General features: G+C 58.3%; 13 protein-coding genes, 1 tRNA gene and 1 pseudogene. 4 read left to right on the top strand and 11 right to left on the bottom strand.

Annotation, left to right across the window (positions count from 1 at the left end; all coding sequences use genetic code 11):
* Positions 1-45 precede the first annotated feature (45 nt).
* Positions 46-1,140 carry a CaiB/BaiF CoA transferase family protein gene (locus ACR3EN_RS06890; protein WP_480823375.1) on the top strand — a complete coding sequence of 365 codons (1,095 nt, stop codon included), beginning with the start codon at positions 46-48 and terminating at the stop codon, positions 1,138-1,140.
* Positions 1,141-1,198: 58 nt separating this feature from the next.
* Here ACR3EN_RS06890 and hemE read toward each other — a convergent pair whose 3' ends face one another.
* The gene (gene hemE / locus ACR3EN_RS06885) at positions 1,199-2,233 is read right to left on the bottom strand and encodes a uroporphyrinogen decarboxylase (protein ID WP_480823373.1); all 1,035 of its coding nucleotides are present in this window, start codon (positions 2,231-2,233) and stop codon (positions 1,199-1,201) included.
* 107 nt (positions 2,234-2,340) lie between these two features.
* Between hemE and hemC the strand changes: the two genes are divergently transcribed.
* Positions 2,341-3,297, top strand: a complete 957-nt coding sequence (gene hemC / locus ACR3EN_RS06880) for a hydroxymethylbilane synthase (protein WP_480823371.1) — start codon at positions 2,341-2,343, stop codon at positions 3,295-3,297.
* A gap of 211 nt (positions 3,298-3,508) precedes the next feature.
* Here hemC and ACR3EN_RS06875 read toward each other — a convergent pair whose 3' ends face one another.
* Both ACR3EN_RS06875 and ACR3EN_RS06870 read right to left on the bottom strand, forming a co-directional pair.
* A complete protein-coding gene (locus ACR3EN_RS06875) occupies positions 3,509-5,743 on the bottom strand; it encodes a CHASE2 domain-containing protein (protein WP_480843518.1) in 2,235 nt (744 codons plus the stop codon).
* Between the two features lie 40 nt (positions 5,744-5,783).
* Positions 5,784-6,647 carry a FecR family protein gene (locus ACR3EN_RS06870; RefSeq protein ID WP_480823367.1) on the bottom strand — a complete coding sequence of 288 codons (864 nt, stop codon included), beginning with the start codon at positions 6,645-6,647 and terminating at the stop codon, positions 5,784-5,786.
* A gap of 387 nt (positions 6,648-7,034) precedes the next feature.
* Here ACR3EN_RS06870 and ACR3EN_RS06865 point away from each other — a divergent pair.
* A tRNA-Ser gene (locus ACR3EN_RS06865) sits at positions 7,035-7,124 on the top strand.
* A 765-nt stretch (positions 7,125-7,889) separates the two neighbouring features.
* Here the strand turns inward: ACR3EN_RS06865 and ACR3EN_RS06860 are convergent.
* The 7 genes and pseudogenes from ACR3EN_RS06860 to ACR3EN_RS06830 form a co-directional block, all read right to left on the bottom strand.
* Entirely contained in the window at positions 7,890-9,494 is a 1,605-nt protein-coding gene (locus ACR3EN_RS06860; protein WP_480870802.1) for an MFS transporter, read from the bottom strand.
* Positions 9,478-9,780 (bottom strand): GNAT family N-acetyltransferase, encoded by a 303-nt coding sequence (locus ACR3EN_RS06855; RefSeq protein ID WP_480870804.1) that lies wholly within the window; start codon positions 9,778-9,780, stop codon positions 9,478-9,480. The genes ACR3EN_RS06860 and ACR3EN_RS06855 overlap by 17 nt, the downstream gene beginning before the upstream one ends.
* A complete protein-coding gene (locus ACR3EN_RS06850) occupies positions 9,777-10,538 on the bottom strand; it encodes an efflux RND transporter periplasmic adaptor subunit (protein ID WP_480918406.1) in 762 nt (253 codons plus the stop codon). Before ACR3EN_RS06850 ends, ACR3EN_RS06855 begins: the two co-directional genes overlap by 4 nt.
* A 56-nt stretch (positions 10,539-10,594) precedes the next feature.
* The gene (locus ACR3EN_RS06845; RefSeq protein WP_480870808.1) at positions 10,595-10,852 is read right to left on the bottom strand and encodes a DUF1427 family protein; all 258 of its coding nucleotides are present in this window, start codon (positions 10,850-10,852) and stop codon (positions 10,595-10,597) included.
* Positions 10,853-10,870: 18 nt separating this feature from the next.
* Positions 10,871-12,721 (bottom strand): amidohydrolase, encoded by a 1,851-nt coding sequence (locus ACR3EN_RS06840; protein WP_480870810.1) that lies wholly within the window; start codon positions 12,719-12,721, stop codon positions 10,871-10,873.
* A 29-nt stretch (positions 12,722-12,750) separates the two neighbouring features.
* Positions 12,751-14,420: pseudogene (locus ACR3EN_RS06835) on the bottom strand (amidohydrolase).
* Between the two features lie 244 nt (positions 14,421-14,664).
* The gene (locus ACR3EN_RS06830) at positions 14,665-15,360 is read right to left on the bottom strand and encodes a hydrolase (RefSeq protein ID WP_480870814.1); all 696 of its coding nucleotides are present in this window, start codon (positions 15,358-15,360) and stop codon (positions 14,665-14,667) included.
* Between the two features lie 127 nt (positions 15,361-15,487).
* Here ACR3EN_RS06830 and ACR3EN_RS06825 point away from each other — a divergent pair, with 127 nt between their 5' ends.
* On the top strand, positions 15,488-16,429 hold the full coding sequence (locus ACR3EN_RS06825; protein ID WP_480870816.1) for a LysR substrate-binding domain-containing protein: 942 nt from the start codon (positions 15,488-15,490) through the stop codon (positions 16,427-16,429).
* Position 16,430: 1 nt separating this feature from the next.
* Here the strand turns inward: ACR3EN_RS06825 and ACR3EN_RS06820 are convergent, their stop codons facing one another.
* Positions 16,431-17,165, bottom strand: coding sequence for a pirin family protein (locus ACR3EN_RS06820; protein WP_480870818.1), 735 nt, complete (start codon positions 17,163-17,165; stop codon positions 16,431-16,433).
* Positions 17,166-17,210 lie beyond the last annotated feature (45 nt).

Below are 17,210 nucleotides of genomic sequence, written 5' to 3'. Positions count from 1 at the left end.
GCATTCAAACGTTCATCGCGAAACCCTACATATCAGGAGGATCCCATGCTGGCAGGTTTGCGTATCATCGAATTCGAAGGCCTCGGCCCCGCCCCGTTTGCCGCGATGATGCTGGCCGATATGGGGGCCGACGTCATTACCATCCACCGCAAAGGCGGCGCGATCACGCCCGGTATGCCCGAACGCTCGCTGCTGGATCGCGGCAAACGCTCGATCGCGCTGGACCTGAAAGATCACGAAGATCTGAGCATCGCCAAACGCCTGATCTCCACCGCCGACGCGCTGATCGAAGGCTTCCGCCCCGGCGTGATGGAGAAGCTGGGCCTCGGCCCCAAGCCCTGCCACCAGATCAACCCCAGACTGGTCTATGGCCGCATGACCGGCTGGGGGCAGCACAGCCCTCTGTCGGAAACCGCTGGCCATGATCTCAACTATATCGCCCTGTCGGGCGCCCTATGGTACGCCTCGCAACCGGATCAGCCACCGCAGACACCGGCCACACTGGTCGGCGATATCGGCGGCGGCGCGATGTATCTGGTCGCCGGTCTTCTGGCCGGGCTCCTCAACGCGCAACGCACCGGTACAGGCACGGTGGTCGACGCCGCGATCTATGACGGTTCGGCCCATATGATGAACCTGCTGATGAGCCTGCGCCAAACCGGCAATCTGTCAGACACCCGAGGCCAAAGCCTGCTGGACGGCCCGCATTGGAGCCGCACCTACACCTGCGCCGATGGCGGCCATATCTCGGTTCAGTGCCTGGAACCCAAGTTCTACGCCTGCTTTCTGGACCTGCTGGGCCTCTCAGAAGACCCCGACTTCGCCCAACAATACGACCCCGCTTACTGGCCCCGGCTGACAGACCGACTCAAGTCCCTGTTCGCCAGACAGCCCCGCGACCACTGGACAGCCCTCTTCCACGGCACCGACGCTTGCGTCGCCCCTGTCCTGTCCCCGAACGAAGCGCAAGCGCATCCGATGAATACCGCCCGCCAAACATGGATCGACTCCAACCGCACCAGACAAGCGGCAGCCGCCCCGCGCTTCTCAACCCACGATTGGCACCCCAAACCCAGCCCCAAACGCGGAGAGCACACGTACGAAATCCTGAACGAACTCCCGCCCGCTTCATCTGGCTAAAAATATCCCGGGGGTGAATTGGCCACAGGCCAAGAGGGGGCTGGCCCCCTCACCTGGCTCACCGCCCGCGCACCGTATCGATCATCAACTGAACATTCTCAGGGTCTGCATCCGGCGTGATCCCATGCCCCAGATTGAAGATATGCGGCCCCTTCGAGAACGCCTCGACAATCGCGCGCGTCTCATCCACCAGCGCCTGCCCACCGGTCACCATATGAGACGAGGCCAGATTGCCTTGCACACAACCATCCACCTGCACATTCGCAGCCGCCCAGTCCGGCGACACGGAATTGTCCAGCGCCACGCAATCGACACCCGTGGCCTTGGCAAAGCCGACATATCCCTCACCCGCCTCGCGCGGGAAGCCGATCACCGGAATACCCGGATGCCGCGCCTTGATCGCTTGTGTGATCACCCGGCAGGGCTCAACAGCGTATTTCTGGAACGCCTCGCCCTTCAAAGATCCAGCCCAACTGTCGAAAATCTTAACCACCTCAGCCCCGGCCTCGATCTGCGCAGACAGATATTCGATCGTTGCCAGAGTAATCCGATCCAGCAGAGCCTCGAACAAGGCGGTGTTCTCTTCCCGCAACGCATGGGCTGCCCCCTGATCCGGCGTACCACGCCCAGCGATCATATAGGTGGCCACTGTCCACGGGGCACCCGCGAAACCGATCAGAGTGGTCTCAGACGGTAATTCTCGCGACAGGATGCGCACGGTCTCATAGACGGGCGAGAGCGTCTCGTGGATATGCTCAACCGGTTTCAGCGCATCGAAATCCGATTGCTGCGTGATCGTCGAAAGACGGGGTCCTTCACCGGTGACAAACCATAGATCAGCGCCCAGCGCTTGCGGCACCAACAGGATGTCGGCAAACAGGATCGCCGCATCAAAGCCATAGCGGCGAATGGGCTGCAAGGTGACCTCGGCCGCCAGCTCGGGGTTGTAACACAGCGACAGGAAATCCCCCGCCTGCGCACGGGTGGCGCGATATTCGGGCAGATAGCGCCCTGCTTGACGCATCATCCAGATCGGCGGAACGTCCTGAACCTCGCCCGCCAGCGCCCGCAGCAATGTCTTTGTTTCGGCCATACCTGCCCCCAATCTTCCGGTCTGGCGTCACGCGTCGGCCTTCAGTGGCAATTTGTCAAGCTCTGCCCCCATTGTCAGGGCAATGTGACGCGACTAAAGCTGTGCGCATGAGTCTCACATTGCCCACCCCCGCCTCGCCTCTCAAAATCGGTACCCGTGGATCGCCGCTGGCGCTGGCACAGGCACATGAAACCCGCGCGCGTCTGGGCAAGGCGTTCGGCCTGCCCGAAGACGCGTTCGAGATCGTGGTGATCAAGACCACCGGCGACAACCGCGCCATGATCGATGCGGATCGCCCGCTGAAAGAGATCGGCAACAAGGGCCTGTTTACCAAGGAAATTGAAGAGGCAATGCTGAAGGGCGAGATCGACATCGCCGTACATTCGACCAAGGACATGCCGGTGGAACAGCCCGAGGGGCTGGTGCTGGACACGTTCCTGCCGCGCGAGGATGTGCGCGATGCGTTTATCTCTCCCAGCCTGAACTCCATTCACGATCTGCAGCAGGGCGCTGTGGTCGGCACCTCGTCGCTGCGGCGTCGGGCGCAATTGCTGAACCGCAGGCCCGATCTGAACGTGGTCGAATTTCGCGGCAACGTGCAAACCCGCCTGAAAAAACTGGCCGATGGCGTGGCCGATTGCACCTTTCTGGCCATGGCCGGGCTGCGCAGGCTGGATATGAAAGACGTCCCCGCCACTGCCATAGCACCCGAAGATATGCTGCCCGCCATCGCGCAAGGCACCATCGGGATCGAACGGCGCAGCGATGACAGCCGCGCCGCCGATATGCTTGCGGCGATTCATCATGTGGAAACCAGCCAGCGCCTTGCGGCCGAACGCAGCCTTCTGGCCGGGCTCGACGGGTCCTGCGAAACCCCGATTGCCGGGCTGGCCGAGATTCGCGACGGACAGTTGCATTTGCGCGGCGAGGTTCTGCGCCCCGATGGGTCCGAGGCGATCAGCGAAGAAGCGACAGGCCCCGCCGAAGACGGGCGCGAACTGGGCCACGCCATGGCCGAATCCCTGTTGAAACAGGCCGGTCCGGGTTTCTTCGACTGGCGTTAATTTACTAATTTCTCGTTAATGTGAACTGCTTCACTGTCGCCCATCAGATGATGGTGCAGTATGGCTTTATTCCGATGAGGATAGAGATCAGTCTCGAATATATCGAAAGTTTTAGCCCGTTTTGTTTTAGATAGTATTCGAGGGGGCGAGATTGATCTTTCTGTCCGATTGAGGCGGGGCGCGGTTTAACGATCGCGTCCCGCTCTCTTTTTTACTCTGCAGCCTTTTCGACGCCATTGTGATGGCTGAAGATCACGGGACCGGATCGCGCCTCGGACCGGAAATCCACGGTGCGCCCGTGAAGCGCCTGATAAAAGCTGGCAAGGCCGTGCTCGACCTGCGGCGCCTGGGTCAGACATTCGTTGCACAAGGCCGTGACCACGTGCTGCGGAGACCGGTCGCGAATGGTCTGCAGCAGCAGCTCGTGCGTGGCCTTCAGGGCCCGGAACGCGGCCGTCTCGGCCAGCGCTCGGTCGCCAACCAGAATGAATACCGGCTCGGGTTCACTTTTGCCCTTCAGATCGACAAACCCGGCCTCAAGCAACGCCAGGTCCGCCCCTGCGGCCTGCCGCACCCCCTGCGAGACAAGGATATCGTAATCCACATGGCGGCAATTCTGCTCGATTCTCGCCGCCACATTCACCACGTCACCGATCACCGTATAGTTGAACCGGCTACGCGATCCGATATTGCCCACACAAGCCGACCCGGTCGCACAGCCGGTCGCCAGCGCGATCTGAGGATGCCCCCGCATGATCGGCGAGGCGTTGAAGGCCCGCAGCGCATCGCGCATCTTCAGCGCAGCCCAGGCGGCGCGACAGGGATGATCCTCGACCGGCAGCGGCGCGTTCCAGAACGCCATGACCGCATCGCCGATAAATTTGTCGATCGTTCCCCTCTCGATCAGAATCTGATCGCCGATTTCCGAGAACAGCTCGTTCAGAAGGGCCACCAGATCCGTGGCCGAGACCGACTCGGACAGAGGCGTAAAGCCCCGGATATCCGAGAACATCACGGTGATTTCCTGCGATTCCCCGCCCAGTTGCAGCTGGTGGCCGTTGGCCTCCATCTCGTCCAGTATCTCGGGCGCAACGTAATGCGAGAAGGTCTGCCGGATCACCCGCTTTTCGCGTTCGGTCGAGACGAACAGGTAGCCTGCAAGCAATCCGAAATTGGCCATGCCCCCGGCCAGCGGGAAGGTGGCATCGAACAGCACCGACTGGTTCTGAAACGCCAGCCAGCTGATCGCGATCACGACGCCAGCGGCAGCACCGCCCGCAACGAATGAAGCCACCGCGCCAAAGCTGGACATAACCACCGTGACAACGACTCCGAGGATGACAAAGGCCAGCAGCTCCAAAGCGGCGGTCACATCCGAACGGCTGAGCATATCGCCAAGGATGACCTGTTCGATGATCTGGGCGTGGATCGAGACACCGGGAACGGATTCGCCCAAAGCGGTCTCTCGCATATCGAACAGACCGGCGGCAGAGGTGCCTACCAGAATGATCCTCCCCTCGATCTCAGCCCGCAATGCCGGATCATCGCCACGTTGCATCACATCATCGGCAGACAGGTAAAGCCGGGGATCGTCGCGCCTGTAGCGCACCCAGATCTCACCGTTTTCCGTGGTAGGCAACAGCAGATCACCGATGCCGACACCCAGCATGATGCCCGCCTCATCCTGCGCGCCTTCGGCGAAAAGAACGGGTGCGCCCATTGCAACCCTCAGGGCTTCGATCCCGAGTGCCGGTAGAACACCATCCGGCCCGGCCCACAGTATCGGCACGCGCCGCACCACACCCAAACCGCCAAAGGGTGAGACATTTACTCCACCAATCCCGGCGGCATCCTCGGCCAGAGGCGGGGCCAGCCCTGTCCAGTGACCTACATGCACAAGTCCGGCTGCCGGGTTCTCTCCAATCTCGACCAGTCCCGCTTTGGGAACGACCGTGGCGCCGCTGGCGGTTTGCCGGGCAGCCACCCCCAGAACCACCGGCCAATTGGCGATCTCGTTGCCAAACACCACATCGTTGTCCAGATTCGTTGCTGACCGGTCCACCCGAAGGATTCCCGACAACTGAGGATCCTTCAGCAACCGGGATGGCGAATATCGGTCGGGTTCGGCGAACAGCACATCAAATGCAATCGCCGCCGCGCCATACTGCCCCAAACGTTCGACCATCTGCGCCAGCTGAGTCCGCGGCCACGGCCATTGACCCCACTCAGTCAGAGACCGTTCATCGATATCGACCACACGCACGGGCAAATCCGGGTCGTAGGCGCGTGGGGATAGGCGCTGCAGAGCATCGAAATAGATCAGACGCGACATCTGGATGGGGTACGGGTCGGCCACCCGGACAAAACAACCCAGCAGAATCAATCCCAGACCTACCAGCCGGAAAATCAGTCTTCGCCCAATTCTCTCTTTTATCCTGCCAACCACGGTCGCCTCTCCGGCGTTGGGAACAGTCGATGCTCTGGGCTTATCGTCCTGCCGTTGCGGTCACATTGCCTGCCGTCGCTGTCGCCCGGGCGCCAGAGCCACCGCCGGACGGGCTGGCCGACACATTCAGGCCGCCTCCAGAGCGAACGCCCGACCTTGAGGAAGAGTTTCCAGCTTCCGACCGCGCACCTGGGTTATCAGCCCTTTCACCAGATGGTCCTTCCGATCCGGACCGCGTCTCGGCCCGCGCCACATCCCGGGATGTACCCGAGCTGCGGTCAGGTCGTTCAGATTCGGTCGAAGGCGCACTGGCCGCACGTTCCGAGCATCCCCCCGCATTGAACCGAAGCGGGGGCAGCAAAGCATTCTGAGACAGGACAAACGGAAAGCCCCCTTCCAGCGCCTTGTCATACTGGGCCTGATCGGCAGGTCGCCCGACCTGCCCTCCGGCGTTGGTTGCAAACATGCTGCACTGACGGCTTGCGGACCGACACGATCCGCGCCGACCGCACATCTGGACCGTGCCTTCAAGAACCAGCATCGCGCTTTGTCGCTGCGATGTGATCCACATATCAAAAGTGGTGCCCCGCACCGCCATCGTGGCAGACGGTGTTTTGATCGAATAGGCCCGCTTGCGGCTTTTGCCCGAGATGAACCGAAAACTGCCGCCCAGCGCCTGTACCGTAAAGCTCTTGGCCTTTCGGTTGCCCCGTAACATGGACACATCCAAAACCATCTGCGCGTTCGGTCCAACGGCAATTTTGGTCTCATCGACAAACAACAGCTGAACGACACCTGTCCGGTTTGTCGTGATCATATCGCCCGAGACCACGTCCATTCCTTCGCGCAGACGAATCTTCTTGCCGTCCCGCACCACATCGGCGCCGGGTTTGGCGCTCAACACTTTTCCGATCGATGCAAAAGCCGACGCTGGCAGCACGGACAAGGATATGAAAACAATAAACAACTTCAACCAGGCCAAAACCAAGTCCCCTTCCCCCAAAGGTTCCCATCGAGGGTCTAAACTTCCCCCGCGCCCGATATCTGTCGCCTCAGAATGCTAAATCTGAATAGTCTTGCAATGTATTAAATCTGCACAAATATGCGCTGAAACAGGGGTGTTTTGCAAGCATTCCCTTTTTTGAAGATCACCGCCGACTGCGCCGAGCCTTTCAAGCCGCGACAACGGCGAAGCGCGCGTGCTGAATTTACGAACCGGTCGCCATAAAATTTCACCTTGCATCGAAAATCGCCTTGTATCCCGCCGACCGGCAAGGATATACCCGCCAACGGAGACGTGGCCGAGTGGTCGAAGGCGCTCCCCTGCTAAGGGAGTAGGCGGGAAACCGTCTCGAGGGTTCGAATCCCTTCGTCTCCGCCATACGCCATTGAATATAAATGATATTTTTAGACTCTAATGGCGATACCCGCCGAAAAACCCGCCATCCCAGATGCGCTTGGTTGCCACCCCATGCGACGGATGAATCAGTTATGTCCAACTGCAATCCATTGGCCGCTTCAAGCATCTTATCTAAATCGCTGAAGTCCGAATTGTGAAAGCCCTAGAACAGCGTGATTGTGCTGCTCACGACCCATTTGTGCTCAATGTAAAGAGCAGCGTGAAACTCTTACCTATTCGTCGACAGCGAAAACCGTGCGGCCTCACTTTGCTCAGCCGAATGCAGCCGTTGGCGCGGCTTCATCTGACGTTACATTTGTAAAGTCAGCAGTCCATTACTACTGAAATATGGCGCGTTGTGGCGCCGAGCCGTCTTCGCCAAGGGAGTCCAGCAGTGATTACGAGATACTGCGGTCGACCTATAGACGGCAGGGAGACCAAGATGCAAAATGTTGCACTAGGCACAAAAGATCGAGAACCGCAGGAAGCTGAAATTGGCATCGGCAGCACGGCAAGATGCTGTCATTGATCCGCCCCCGTCAATGCTGCCGTTGCGCCCACGGGCTGTGCAGGCGTAACCTAAGTGATCAACAACCGCAGCGCATGCCTATGCAGCGAGCTGTGGACGCAGCATACAGATCCGCCACATTACGGTGAATTTAGGCAGCATTCCTCATCTGAGAAAAACTTGAACATTATTGCCTTTGAACGTTTGCGCACCAAATCCGGAGTGTTTAGAAAACAGCTCTACACGGCGTAATGCAGAAAATGCCTGACGACTGGTCCTGTGCTGCGGGTGTCGAACCTCTTGATATTTGCTTGACGGTGGCTGTCTGAAACAGTGAGCCGTTCATGTTGAGCCAGATGCTCGTTCCAACTGGCTACCTCGAAGCTTTCGACCCATGTTTCGGGTTCTTCAACACTTTGGACAAGAGACCACTCGAACGCCCCGTCCCGGTATCTCTGGGCAGACCACAGTGTCAATTCGCGCACAAAATCCTCTCGATCCTCCGGTCGAATACGATACTCGATCTGCACCCGTGCGGCGCGATCCGCGGATTGCCCTGTTTCCAAATCAAGGTCTGGTGCCGCAGGCCACATCATCGCAGGGCTCAGGTCTAACTGCTCACCTTGTCCGAGTTGCGATTTCCTCGTGACAAACAAGGCAAGAACCAACCCGGTCGCTGCCAAGATCAAGGCCACAGGCAAGCCAAAGGCTTGCGCGACCTGACCCCAAACCGTGGCCCCAAGCGCCATTGATCCAAAAAAGACCATCAGGAAGATGGCCATGCCGCGGGCCCGAACCCAATTTGGCAAAGCCAGTTGGGCAGACACGTGAAATGTTGTCAGGACACCAATCCAGGCGAAACCGCCCAAGAAAGCTGCCAACATTGCCACGACGGGCACACTAGCCAGAGCCAACAAAACCAAAGCGGCAGAGGTTCCAATTGTACCGGCGGCGACCACTTTGTCGGCGGATGCATCTCCGCGAAGTCGTGGCAGCGCGAGTGCCCCTGTGACTGCGCCAGCGCCGACAAGGGTCAGTAGCAGGCCGTATAGCTCGGCTCCTCCGTCAGGAATGCTGCGCGCTATCAAAGGTAGCATCGCCCAATATGCGGATGCGAACAGGAAGAATGCAGCCGCCCTGATGAGCGTTGCCAGCAAGGCGTGGTTGTAACGCGCGTGGCGCAACCCTGTTGCCATTTCGGACAGTATCGGCTGATGCCTTTGCTTTTGCAGCGGTGTTTCGGGTTTCCAGGCCAACAATGCAGCGATAATCACCAGATGGCTGACTGCATTGACAACAAACGGGGTGGACAGACCCACGCTTACGATCAGAACCCCGGCCAGGGCGGGACCGATCGCACGGCTGATATTGATGCCCATCGAATTCAACGCAATCGCGGGCTGTAAGTTGTCGCGGGGTATCAGTGAGGGCACCACCGCCTGCCACGCGGGCGCCATGAAGGCGGCGCCTGTGCCGACAGCCAGCGTGAACAAGATCAGGATTGCGGGCGTCATCGCCTGCAGTTGAACAAGAACAGCAAGAACCCCGACAACAGCCACCATCAAAATGTTAATCGTGATCAACATCCGCCGCTTGTCGAGGCGATCAGCCAGCGTGCCGGCGAACAAAGCAAACAAAAAAACCGGCAGAGTGGTTGCAGCCTGAACCAATGACACAACAGCCGGTGACGGGCTGAGTTCGGTCATCAGCCATCCAGCTCCGACCTCGTGCATCCAGGTGCCGACATTCGAGATCAGGGTGGCGCACCATAACAGAGTAAAGGCCCGATAGCGGAACGGCGACCAGGCTGATACGGGTGCGATAGTTTCAGAACTGGATGACATCGGCCCAGTCCTTTTTGTGCCGCATCGCTTGCGCCCGAACGAATGGACATAACGGTACGACGCGCTGGCCTGCGGCTCGGGCGTCAACAACCAAACGCTCCACCAACTGTTGACCGACACCCATACCGCGCAAACTGTCTGGTACGAGGGTACCGTCAGCAATGACCAGCGTGTCGCTTGTTTTTGACAACGTCAGCTGCGCAATTCCTTCCAAACCGGGCAAAGTGCCCAAGTAGACAGCTTTTCCCGAAGAATCTTGGCGGGTGATTGTAGCCTCAAGGGTCAATTCTGCACTCCTGAAGGTAAAAGGGTGGAGGAGACACGCACAGTCAGTCCTGGGCGCAACAGTTGGTCCGGGTTTGGGACGCGCAAAAATACGGTCAGCGTTCCGTTGTCGTTAAGCTCAAGACTGGCGCGTTCTGGTGCCAGCCTGTCTTGGACAACGATCCCGTTTGTTAGTGAGATCGCAACACTCAGGCGTTCAAATAGGGTATCAAGCGAGGCTGCACCTGCTTGGGCCATGGTGTTCAGGCGGGTTTCGTAGTTGACCTCATATGCCACCAGAACAGGTTCGATAACGATGACCTGCCCCAGCCCCTGATTTGCTTCAGCTTCAACAAACATACCTTTTTCGGCAGTCGCGTTTGATACCAAGCCGGTTATCGGTGAACGAATAAAGGTACGTTCCAGGCCGATCTGGGCAGCCGTAACCTCGGCGCGGGCCAGTTTAACATTGGCCTGGGCGATTTTTTGATTTGCAAGAATGGGGTCCGCTGATGCCTGTGAAGTGAGACCACGGCTGAGCAATTCCCGCTGTCGATTGGCCTGTGCCGCTGATGCCGCCAATGTCGCCTCGGCTTGTTGAAGTCGCGCCATTGCCATTTCCAGGGCAAGAGCGGCATCTGTGTCATCCAGTTGGATGAGCGGGTCGCCTTCCTTTACATGTGCGCCGTTCTCATAAAAAACGGCTTCGACAACGCCATCGATCTTGCTGGTAATAATGCCACGCTCCGATGGTAGAACGCGGCCTTCAAACTGCAGCACGTCTCCGACGACTGCCGTTGCAAAAGTTGACGCCGCGACGGCAGCATAGACCCACCTCATGTCTTTTCACTCTTTGACGCTGCCGTGTTGCTTTGGTTGTGAGCGAAACTTTTATTGTGCAGACACTGTGCGGCGGCTTCCTCTGCGGTCAGATGTTTCTTTGCCCAGCCCGTCAGGCTTTCACCCGCCAGCATCCCCAGCAGGCCAAGTAGCGCGATGATTGGAGGCGCGGGTGATCGCGTGTCCAGCAAGCCGTAGACCACGCCGACCCCAACACCGATTGCCAGAGAGATAAGGTAGGGTTGCAAACTCATGTCTGGGCCTCCTCGGCATTAAACTGCAAAACAGGAACAGCCCAAAACGCCCCAGAACTTGGACAAATTGGAAACAGGCAAAGGCGTGGACCACGCGATCCCATGTGAATGGCCATGCATGTTGCAACTGTTCGCGCAGCCATCGTGGCAGGATACCTGCGTGCGAATGTCCAGACCGGGGCGTTCGGCGGGGGTAGGCTGGGTCAGAACGGGCGACCATGAGGGCGCGGCCGGGGGCATCTCCGGTGCCAACGGAGCATAGTCCCCCGTTCCGTGCACAACCCGACCTCCGACGAGCGTCAGGACACTGCGGATACCTCTGATCTCTGTGTCCGGGACAGTCATGTAGTCATCAGTCAGCACCGCAAGATCGGCATACATACCTGGGGCCAGAGTGCCCTTGACGTCGGCCTCACCCGAGAACCAAGCCGAGCCGTTGGTCCATAGGCGCAATGCCTCTTCCCGTGACAGCAGATTATCGTCTTCGTAAAGCGGCAGGCCACCCAGCGTCTTGCCAGTTGTCAACCAGTGCAGCCCGACCCAGGGGTCATAACTGGCCACCCGTGTCGCATCCGTTCCGCCTCCGACAGGTACACCGCTGTCAATCATCCGGCGAACCGGCGGCGTCATCATCGCGGCCTCTTCACCGTAGCGTTGCACGAAATACTCGCCTTGAAACGCCATCCGATGCTGAATTGCGATTCCGCCGCCCAACGCATTGATCCGGTCGATGTTACGCGCGCTTATGGTTTCGGCGTGGTCTATGATAAATCGGGTCTTGAAGGGCTGACGGCCATTCACGCGTTCAAAGACGTTCAGAAACCGGTCGATGCTTTCGTCATAGGTGGCATGGATGCGAAAGGGCCACTCGTTCGTCGCCAGTAATTCGACAATCGGCTCCAACTCGCTTTCCATGATGGGCGACAAGTCGGGGCGCGGCTCGAGAAAGTTTTCGAAATCTGCCGCCGACCACGTCAGGTTCTCGCCTGCACCGTTCATGCGCAACATATCAGAACCCGCACCTGGCTCAGTGATCGAGACCCAGCGTTCATAGTCGTCCAGCTCAGATCCCGCGCCCTGCGCAAACAGGTTATAGGCCACGCGCACTGTCAGTTGCTGATCGTCGTGTAGGCGCTGGATGACGTCGTAATCTTCGGGATAGTTCTGCCCGCCGCCGCCTGCATCGATGACCGATGTGATACCAAGGCGGTTCATCTCACGCATATAGTGACGGGTTGAGTTGATTTGATCTTCCAAAGGCAGGCTGGGACCGCGCGCCAGTGTTGAATACAGGATCAGCGCCGAAGGTTTGGCGATCAGCAGTCCGGTCGGGTTTCCGTGCGCATCGCGCTGGATTTCCCCACCGGGCGGGTTGGGGGTGTTTTTGTCAAACCCCAACACCTTGATTGCAGCGCGATTGATCAGTGCCTGACCATAAAGGTGCAGGATGAATACCGGTGTTTCGGGCGCAGCGGCATTGATTTCGTCCAGCGTCGGCATCCGACGCTCAGCAAATTGGAACTCGGACCAGCCGCCGACGACGCGCACCCATTGTGGCGCCGGGGTGCGATCGGCCTGCTCTTTGAGCATCCGCAAGGCATCCGACAGCGAGGGTACGTTTTCCCAACGCAATTCCATATTGAAGTTCAGCCCGCCGCGGATCAGGTGGGTGTGGCTGTCATTGAGGCCCGGGATGACGCGCCGGCCCTGAAGATCAATGATCTGGGTATTCGGGTCGGCGAGGCGCATGATCTCGTCCTGTGATCCGGTCGCCGCCACAAGACCATCGGAAATGGCGATTGCCTCGACCTCGGGCCGGTCGGGGTCGAGCGTCGTGATGCGCCCGTTGCGAAGAATAAGATCCGCCATTCTGCGTCTCCAAAAAAAGGGTGTATGTCTCAGAACACCGTCAACGGTTGCGTTTGCTGCAATATCACGGGGGACCAGTCGGGGCTGATGGGTGGGATGTGACGCAAGTCCTGATGTGCAAAGGGCCCGGCGCCATACACAACCTCTCCGCCCATAACGGTGAGTTCCGATTGCAGCTTGGCGATCTCGGCGTCGGTCACGGTGAAATAGTCCCGGTCAAGCACGGCGAAATCCGCCAGTTGACCCGGTGTGATTGCCCCTTTGCGACCTGCATCGCCTGTGAACCAGGCAGAGCCTGTGGTCCAGACACGCAGGGCTTCTTCGCGGCTCAACAGGTTGGCATCGTCGTACATCGGCATGCCACCGCGCGACAGGCCGGTGCTCATCCACTGGATTGAAAACCAAGGATTGAACGAGGTGACGCGTGTCGCATCCGTGCCCCCGCCCACAGGCACGCCAAGATCCAGAATTGCGCGGAAATTCGGCGTGGTTTTGAGCTTTTCAACGCCGTAGTTGGCAACGAAATCCTCGGCCTGAAACTGGATACGGTTTTGTAGGGCAATACCACCACCCAAGGCCGCGATACGCTCTAAATTGCGCTGGCTGAACGTTTCGACATGATCGATGAACCATCCGGGTGTCAGGCCCGCACCTTTGGCGACATCCTCGTAAACCGGTAGCAGACGATCCCCGGTTTCATCATAGGTGATATGCTGGCGGAACGGCCAGCCCTCTTCGCCCAGAACGGTCATGATCTGGCGCTGATAATCCTCGGCATCCGCGTCAATATCAGGGCGGGCATCTGCAAAGATCTCATAGTCATAGGAAGCCCAAGCAAGGTTTTCGCCTGCACCTACGAATTTCAGCAGATCGTCGCCTGAACCCGCCCGTGTGCTGGCTGTCCATTTCTGGTAGTCCGACAATTCCTGCCCTTTATGCTGCGGGAAGGAATGATACCCGATGCGGACGGTCTGCAGCCCCGCATCATGCATCCAGCCAATGACGCGATAGGGATCGGCGTCGGGGAATTCCATGCCGCCGCCACCAGCGTCCGAAACCGAGGTTATGCCAAGGCCGTTCAACGCATCGAAATACTGTTGTGAGCTGTTGATCTGATCCCGGATCGAAAGCTTCGGCGCGGCAGCAAGGGTACGGTACATGACCAGCCCGGACGGCGCTGCAAGCAAGCGGCCCGTCGCGGTCCCCTCAACATCCTTTTCGATAATCCCCCGGGATATTCGGGGTGACCGGGTTTGTCGTAACCATACCATTCGACGGCCTTGGTGTTCAGCAGCGTCAGCTTGTAAAGGTGATGGATCAACACGGGGTGATTGGGCGCGACCGCATCCAGTTCAGCCACGGTCGGCAAGCGCTTTTCCTTGAATTGGAACTCGCTAAATCCACCGGCCACGCGAATGAACTGGCCTTCGGGGGTGCGTTCGGCTTGCATGCGCAGCAGGTGCAAGGCCTCTTCCAGACTGTCGACACCGTCCCAGCGCACCTCAAGATTATAGTTCACCGCGCCGCGGATCGCATGTGTGTGGCTGTCATTGAGGCCGGGGATGACGCGTTGCTTGCGCGCATCGATCACTTGCGTGAACGGGCCGATCAAAGGCCGGATCTCGGCGTCACTACCTACAGCGATGAACCGTCCGTCTTTGACGGCCAAAGCCGAGGCTTCGGGCTGGGCCGGATCCATGGTCGTGATTTTCCCGTTCACCAGCACCAAGTCAGCAGTTCGTGTCTGTGCGGCCGCAGATAAAGGGGCAGCAATCAGCGTGGCGGTTCCCGCCAAAAGCTGGCGGCGGTCAATCTGGAGTGGCATGGTCGGTCACCTTGTTTCTGGACAAAAGGGGATCGGCCCGGCCAGACAGGCCGGTCAGCGTTTTGTGCGTGGAAATCCTGTCCAAGGAGAGGAGGGGCCTTGGACAGGATGCGCCGGCTTATTCAGCGGCGATGGGGGCTGGTACCGGATCGATGGTCGGACCGTGGGTGACCCGCTCGGGCGCCTTGTGAACCATGGTGTAGGCGTAATCGACACCCATGCCATAGGCACCCGAATGTTCCTGAACGAGGCCGATAACCGCGTCGTAGGTATCGCGGTGCGCCCAATCGCGCTGCCATTCCAACAAGACCTGCTGCCAGGTCACCGGAACAACGCCCGCCTGAACCATGCGATCCATCGCGTAGTTATGCGCATCTGCCGAAGTGCCACCCGAGGCATCTGCGACCATGTAGATTTCGTACCCACCCTCGAGCATTGCGCTTAGGGCAAAGGTGGTGTTGCAAACCTCGGTCCAAAGCCCTGAAACGATCACTTTCTTGCGGCCGTTCTGTGCCAGCGCATCGCGGACCTTCTGATCATCCCACGAATTCATCGAGGTGCGCTCCAGCAGCGGATGCTCAGGGAAGACACTCAGTAATTCGGGATATGTGTGGCCTGAAAAGCTTTCGGTTTCGACGGTGGTGATCGTGGTTGGAATGTCGAAAATCTTGGCTGCCTTGGCCAGACCAACCGTATTGTTTTTCAGAGCTTGCCGATCGATGGACTGGACACCAAACGCCATTTGGGGCTGGTGGTCGATAAAGATCAGCTGGCTGTTCTGAGGGGTGAGAACTTGCAGTTTTTCTGTGCTCATATCTGGGCTCCTTCGTGGGTTTGGCCATCTGGCTGCTGTGTCAGATACGCAGTGAAATGGGGTCGATCTCTGAGACCGACAAACGATGGATTCTTGCCCTATAGTTTAGTTCTGCTAACGTATGCTTATGCCATTTCGCCGCCTTCCAGCTTTGTCCTCGCTGCGCGCTTTCGAAGCTGCCGCGCGCCTATCGTCCTTCAAGGACGCAGCCGCGGAACTGGCGGTGACGCCCGGTGCCGTTAGTCAGCAAATACGGGCACTCGAAGACGATTTGGGTGTGAAACTTTTTACCCGAGCGGTACGTTCAGTGACGCTGACCGAAGCCGGGCAATCCTTGCAGCCTGCGGTTTCATCTGCGTTCTTGCAACTGCGCGATGCGGTGGATCAGGTGCGGCCAAAAGCGGTTCGCCCGTTGCGCGTGGAATCCAGTGGACCAATCATACGCAAATGGTTGTTGCCGCGACTGCATAGGTTCGCCGAGCGAAATCCGGAACTGCCGGTTAGCTTTGAAACCAGTAGTGAGATTTCCGCTTTCGGAAAAGACGGGCCTGACGTGGTGATCCGATTTACAAGGGCACCGGGCGAAGGGCTTTTCGCGGTCAAGCTGTGCGAAGACTTTCTGTTGCCATTGGCAAGCCCCGATCTTGTGGCTCAACTTGATCTGCACCAAGCATCCGATATCGTCCGTGCCCCCTTGCTGCACGACACCAGCACTGCACCTTTTGCCAAGAACCTGAACTGGTCCGGATGGTTTTCGCGTGCGGGTCTGGATACAGCGGGCGCCCAGCGAGGAATGAGATTTGAACGACAAGCTGCAGATCACGCTATTGACGCAGCGGTCAACGGAGCGGGCGTGGTGCTTGCAAGGCGCTTTTTAGCCCGAAAAGAGATGCTGGATGGTCGTCTCGTGATGCCTTTTGGCCCGGTGATCCCGATGCATGTGAGTTATTTTGTCGTTTGCCAGAAAGGGGATGAGACAAGACCGGAAATCGCAAGTTTCATCAACTGGTCGCGCGAAGAAGCTGCTGTACTGGAAAACAACGCTGGATTCAGCAGCACTGTTAGCTGAATCAGGTCAAGGCGAGGTCGAGCAGCAGAAATTCACAATCTTGTTCCGCGTTCAATACGACCTTCTCAGCATCAGTCATCGCAATGCCGTCTCCGGTTTTCAAAGTTGCACCATCGACCGCGACAGGGCCGCGGATCACCTGCACCCATACTCCGCGATTGGGTCTTGTTCTATGGGTGATGCTTTCATCCCGATCAAGTATTGAGCCATATAGGTCCACATCACGATGGATCATAACTGATCCTGTCCGCCCGTCCCTTGACCCCATCAAACGCAGCGTGTTGAGGCGTTCCTCTCTAGGAAAGTTTCGCAGTTCGTAGCTTGGGATGAGCCCTTCCTGTTCAGGCACAATCCAAATTTGGATAAAATGAACAGGGTTGGTTTGCGAGGCATTAATTTCTGAGTGTTTTAAGCCAGTTCCGGCACTCATTCTTTGAACATCATCCGGACGGATAAGTGTGGTTTCACCCATTGAATCCGTATGCATAAGCGCACCGTCCAGAACGATGGAGAGGATTTCCATGTCCGCATGCCCGTGCGTATCAAATCCGGCACCGGGTGCGATGCGATCTTCATTGATGACGCGCAGGGGGCCAAAACCCATGTGGTTGGGATCCAGATACTGCCCAAATGAGAATGTGTGCCTTGAGTTCAACCACTCTGATTGCGTTTTCCCTCTTTCCTCAGAACGTCTTATCACCCTCATCTCTATCCAGCCGTCTGTTTCATCGGGCATGGAAGTAAGATGTTCAGATTTGACGGTCTTCCGGATTTGACGGGA

The organism is Ruegeria sp. G7 (genome assembly GCF_056535465.1).
The sequence above is the reverse complement of the archived record's forward strand: the minus strand, read 5'-3'. Positions and strand labels throughout refer to the sequence as shown.

Excerpts from the sequence above, each read along its gene's own strand:
- ACR3EN_RS06860 (WP_480870802.1), bottom strand. The coding sequence starts at position 9,494 with ATGTCATCCAGTTCTGAAACTATCGCACCCGTATCAGCCTGGTCGCCG.
- ACR3EN_RS06890 (WP_480823375.1), top strand. The coding sequence starts at position 46 with ATGCTGGCAGGTTTGCGTATCATCGAATTCGAAGGCCTCGGCCCCGCC.
- ACR3EN_RS06830 (WP_480870814.1), bottom strand. The coding sequence starts at position 15,360 with ATGAGCACAGAAAAACTGCAAGTTCTCACCCCTCAGAACAGCCAGCTG.
- ACR3EN_RS06820 (WP_480870818.1), bottom strand. The coding sequence starts at position 17,165 with ATGCCCGATGAAACAGACGGCTGGATAGAGATGAGGGTGATAAGACGT.
- ACR3EN_RS06845 (WP_480870808.1), bottom strand. The coding sequence starts at position 10,852 with ATGAGTTTGCAACCCTACCTTATCTCTCTGGCAATCGGTGTTGGGGTC.
- ACR3EN_RS06840 (WP_480870810.1), bottom strand. The coding sequence starts at position 12,721 with ATGGCGGATCTTATTCTTCGCAACGGGCGCATCACGACGCTCGACCCC.
- hemE (WP_480823373.1), bottom strand. The coding sequence starts at position 2,233 with ATGGCCGAAACAAAGACATTGCTGCGGGCGCTGGCGGGCGAGGTTCAG.
- hemC (WP_480823371.1), top strand. The coding sequence starts at position 2,341 with ATGAGTCTCACATTGCCCACCCCCGCCTCGCCTCTCAAAATCGGTACC.
- ACR3EN_RS06825 (WP_480870816.1), top strand. The coding sequence starts at position 15,488 with ATGCCATTTCGCCGCCTTCCAGCTTTGTCCTCGCTGCGCGCTTTCGAA.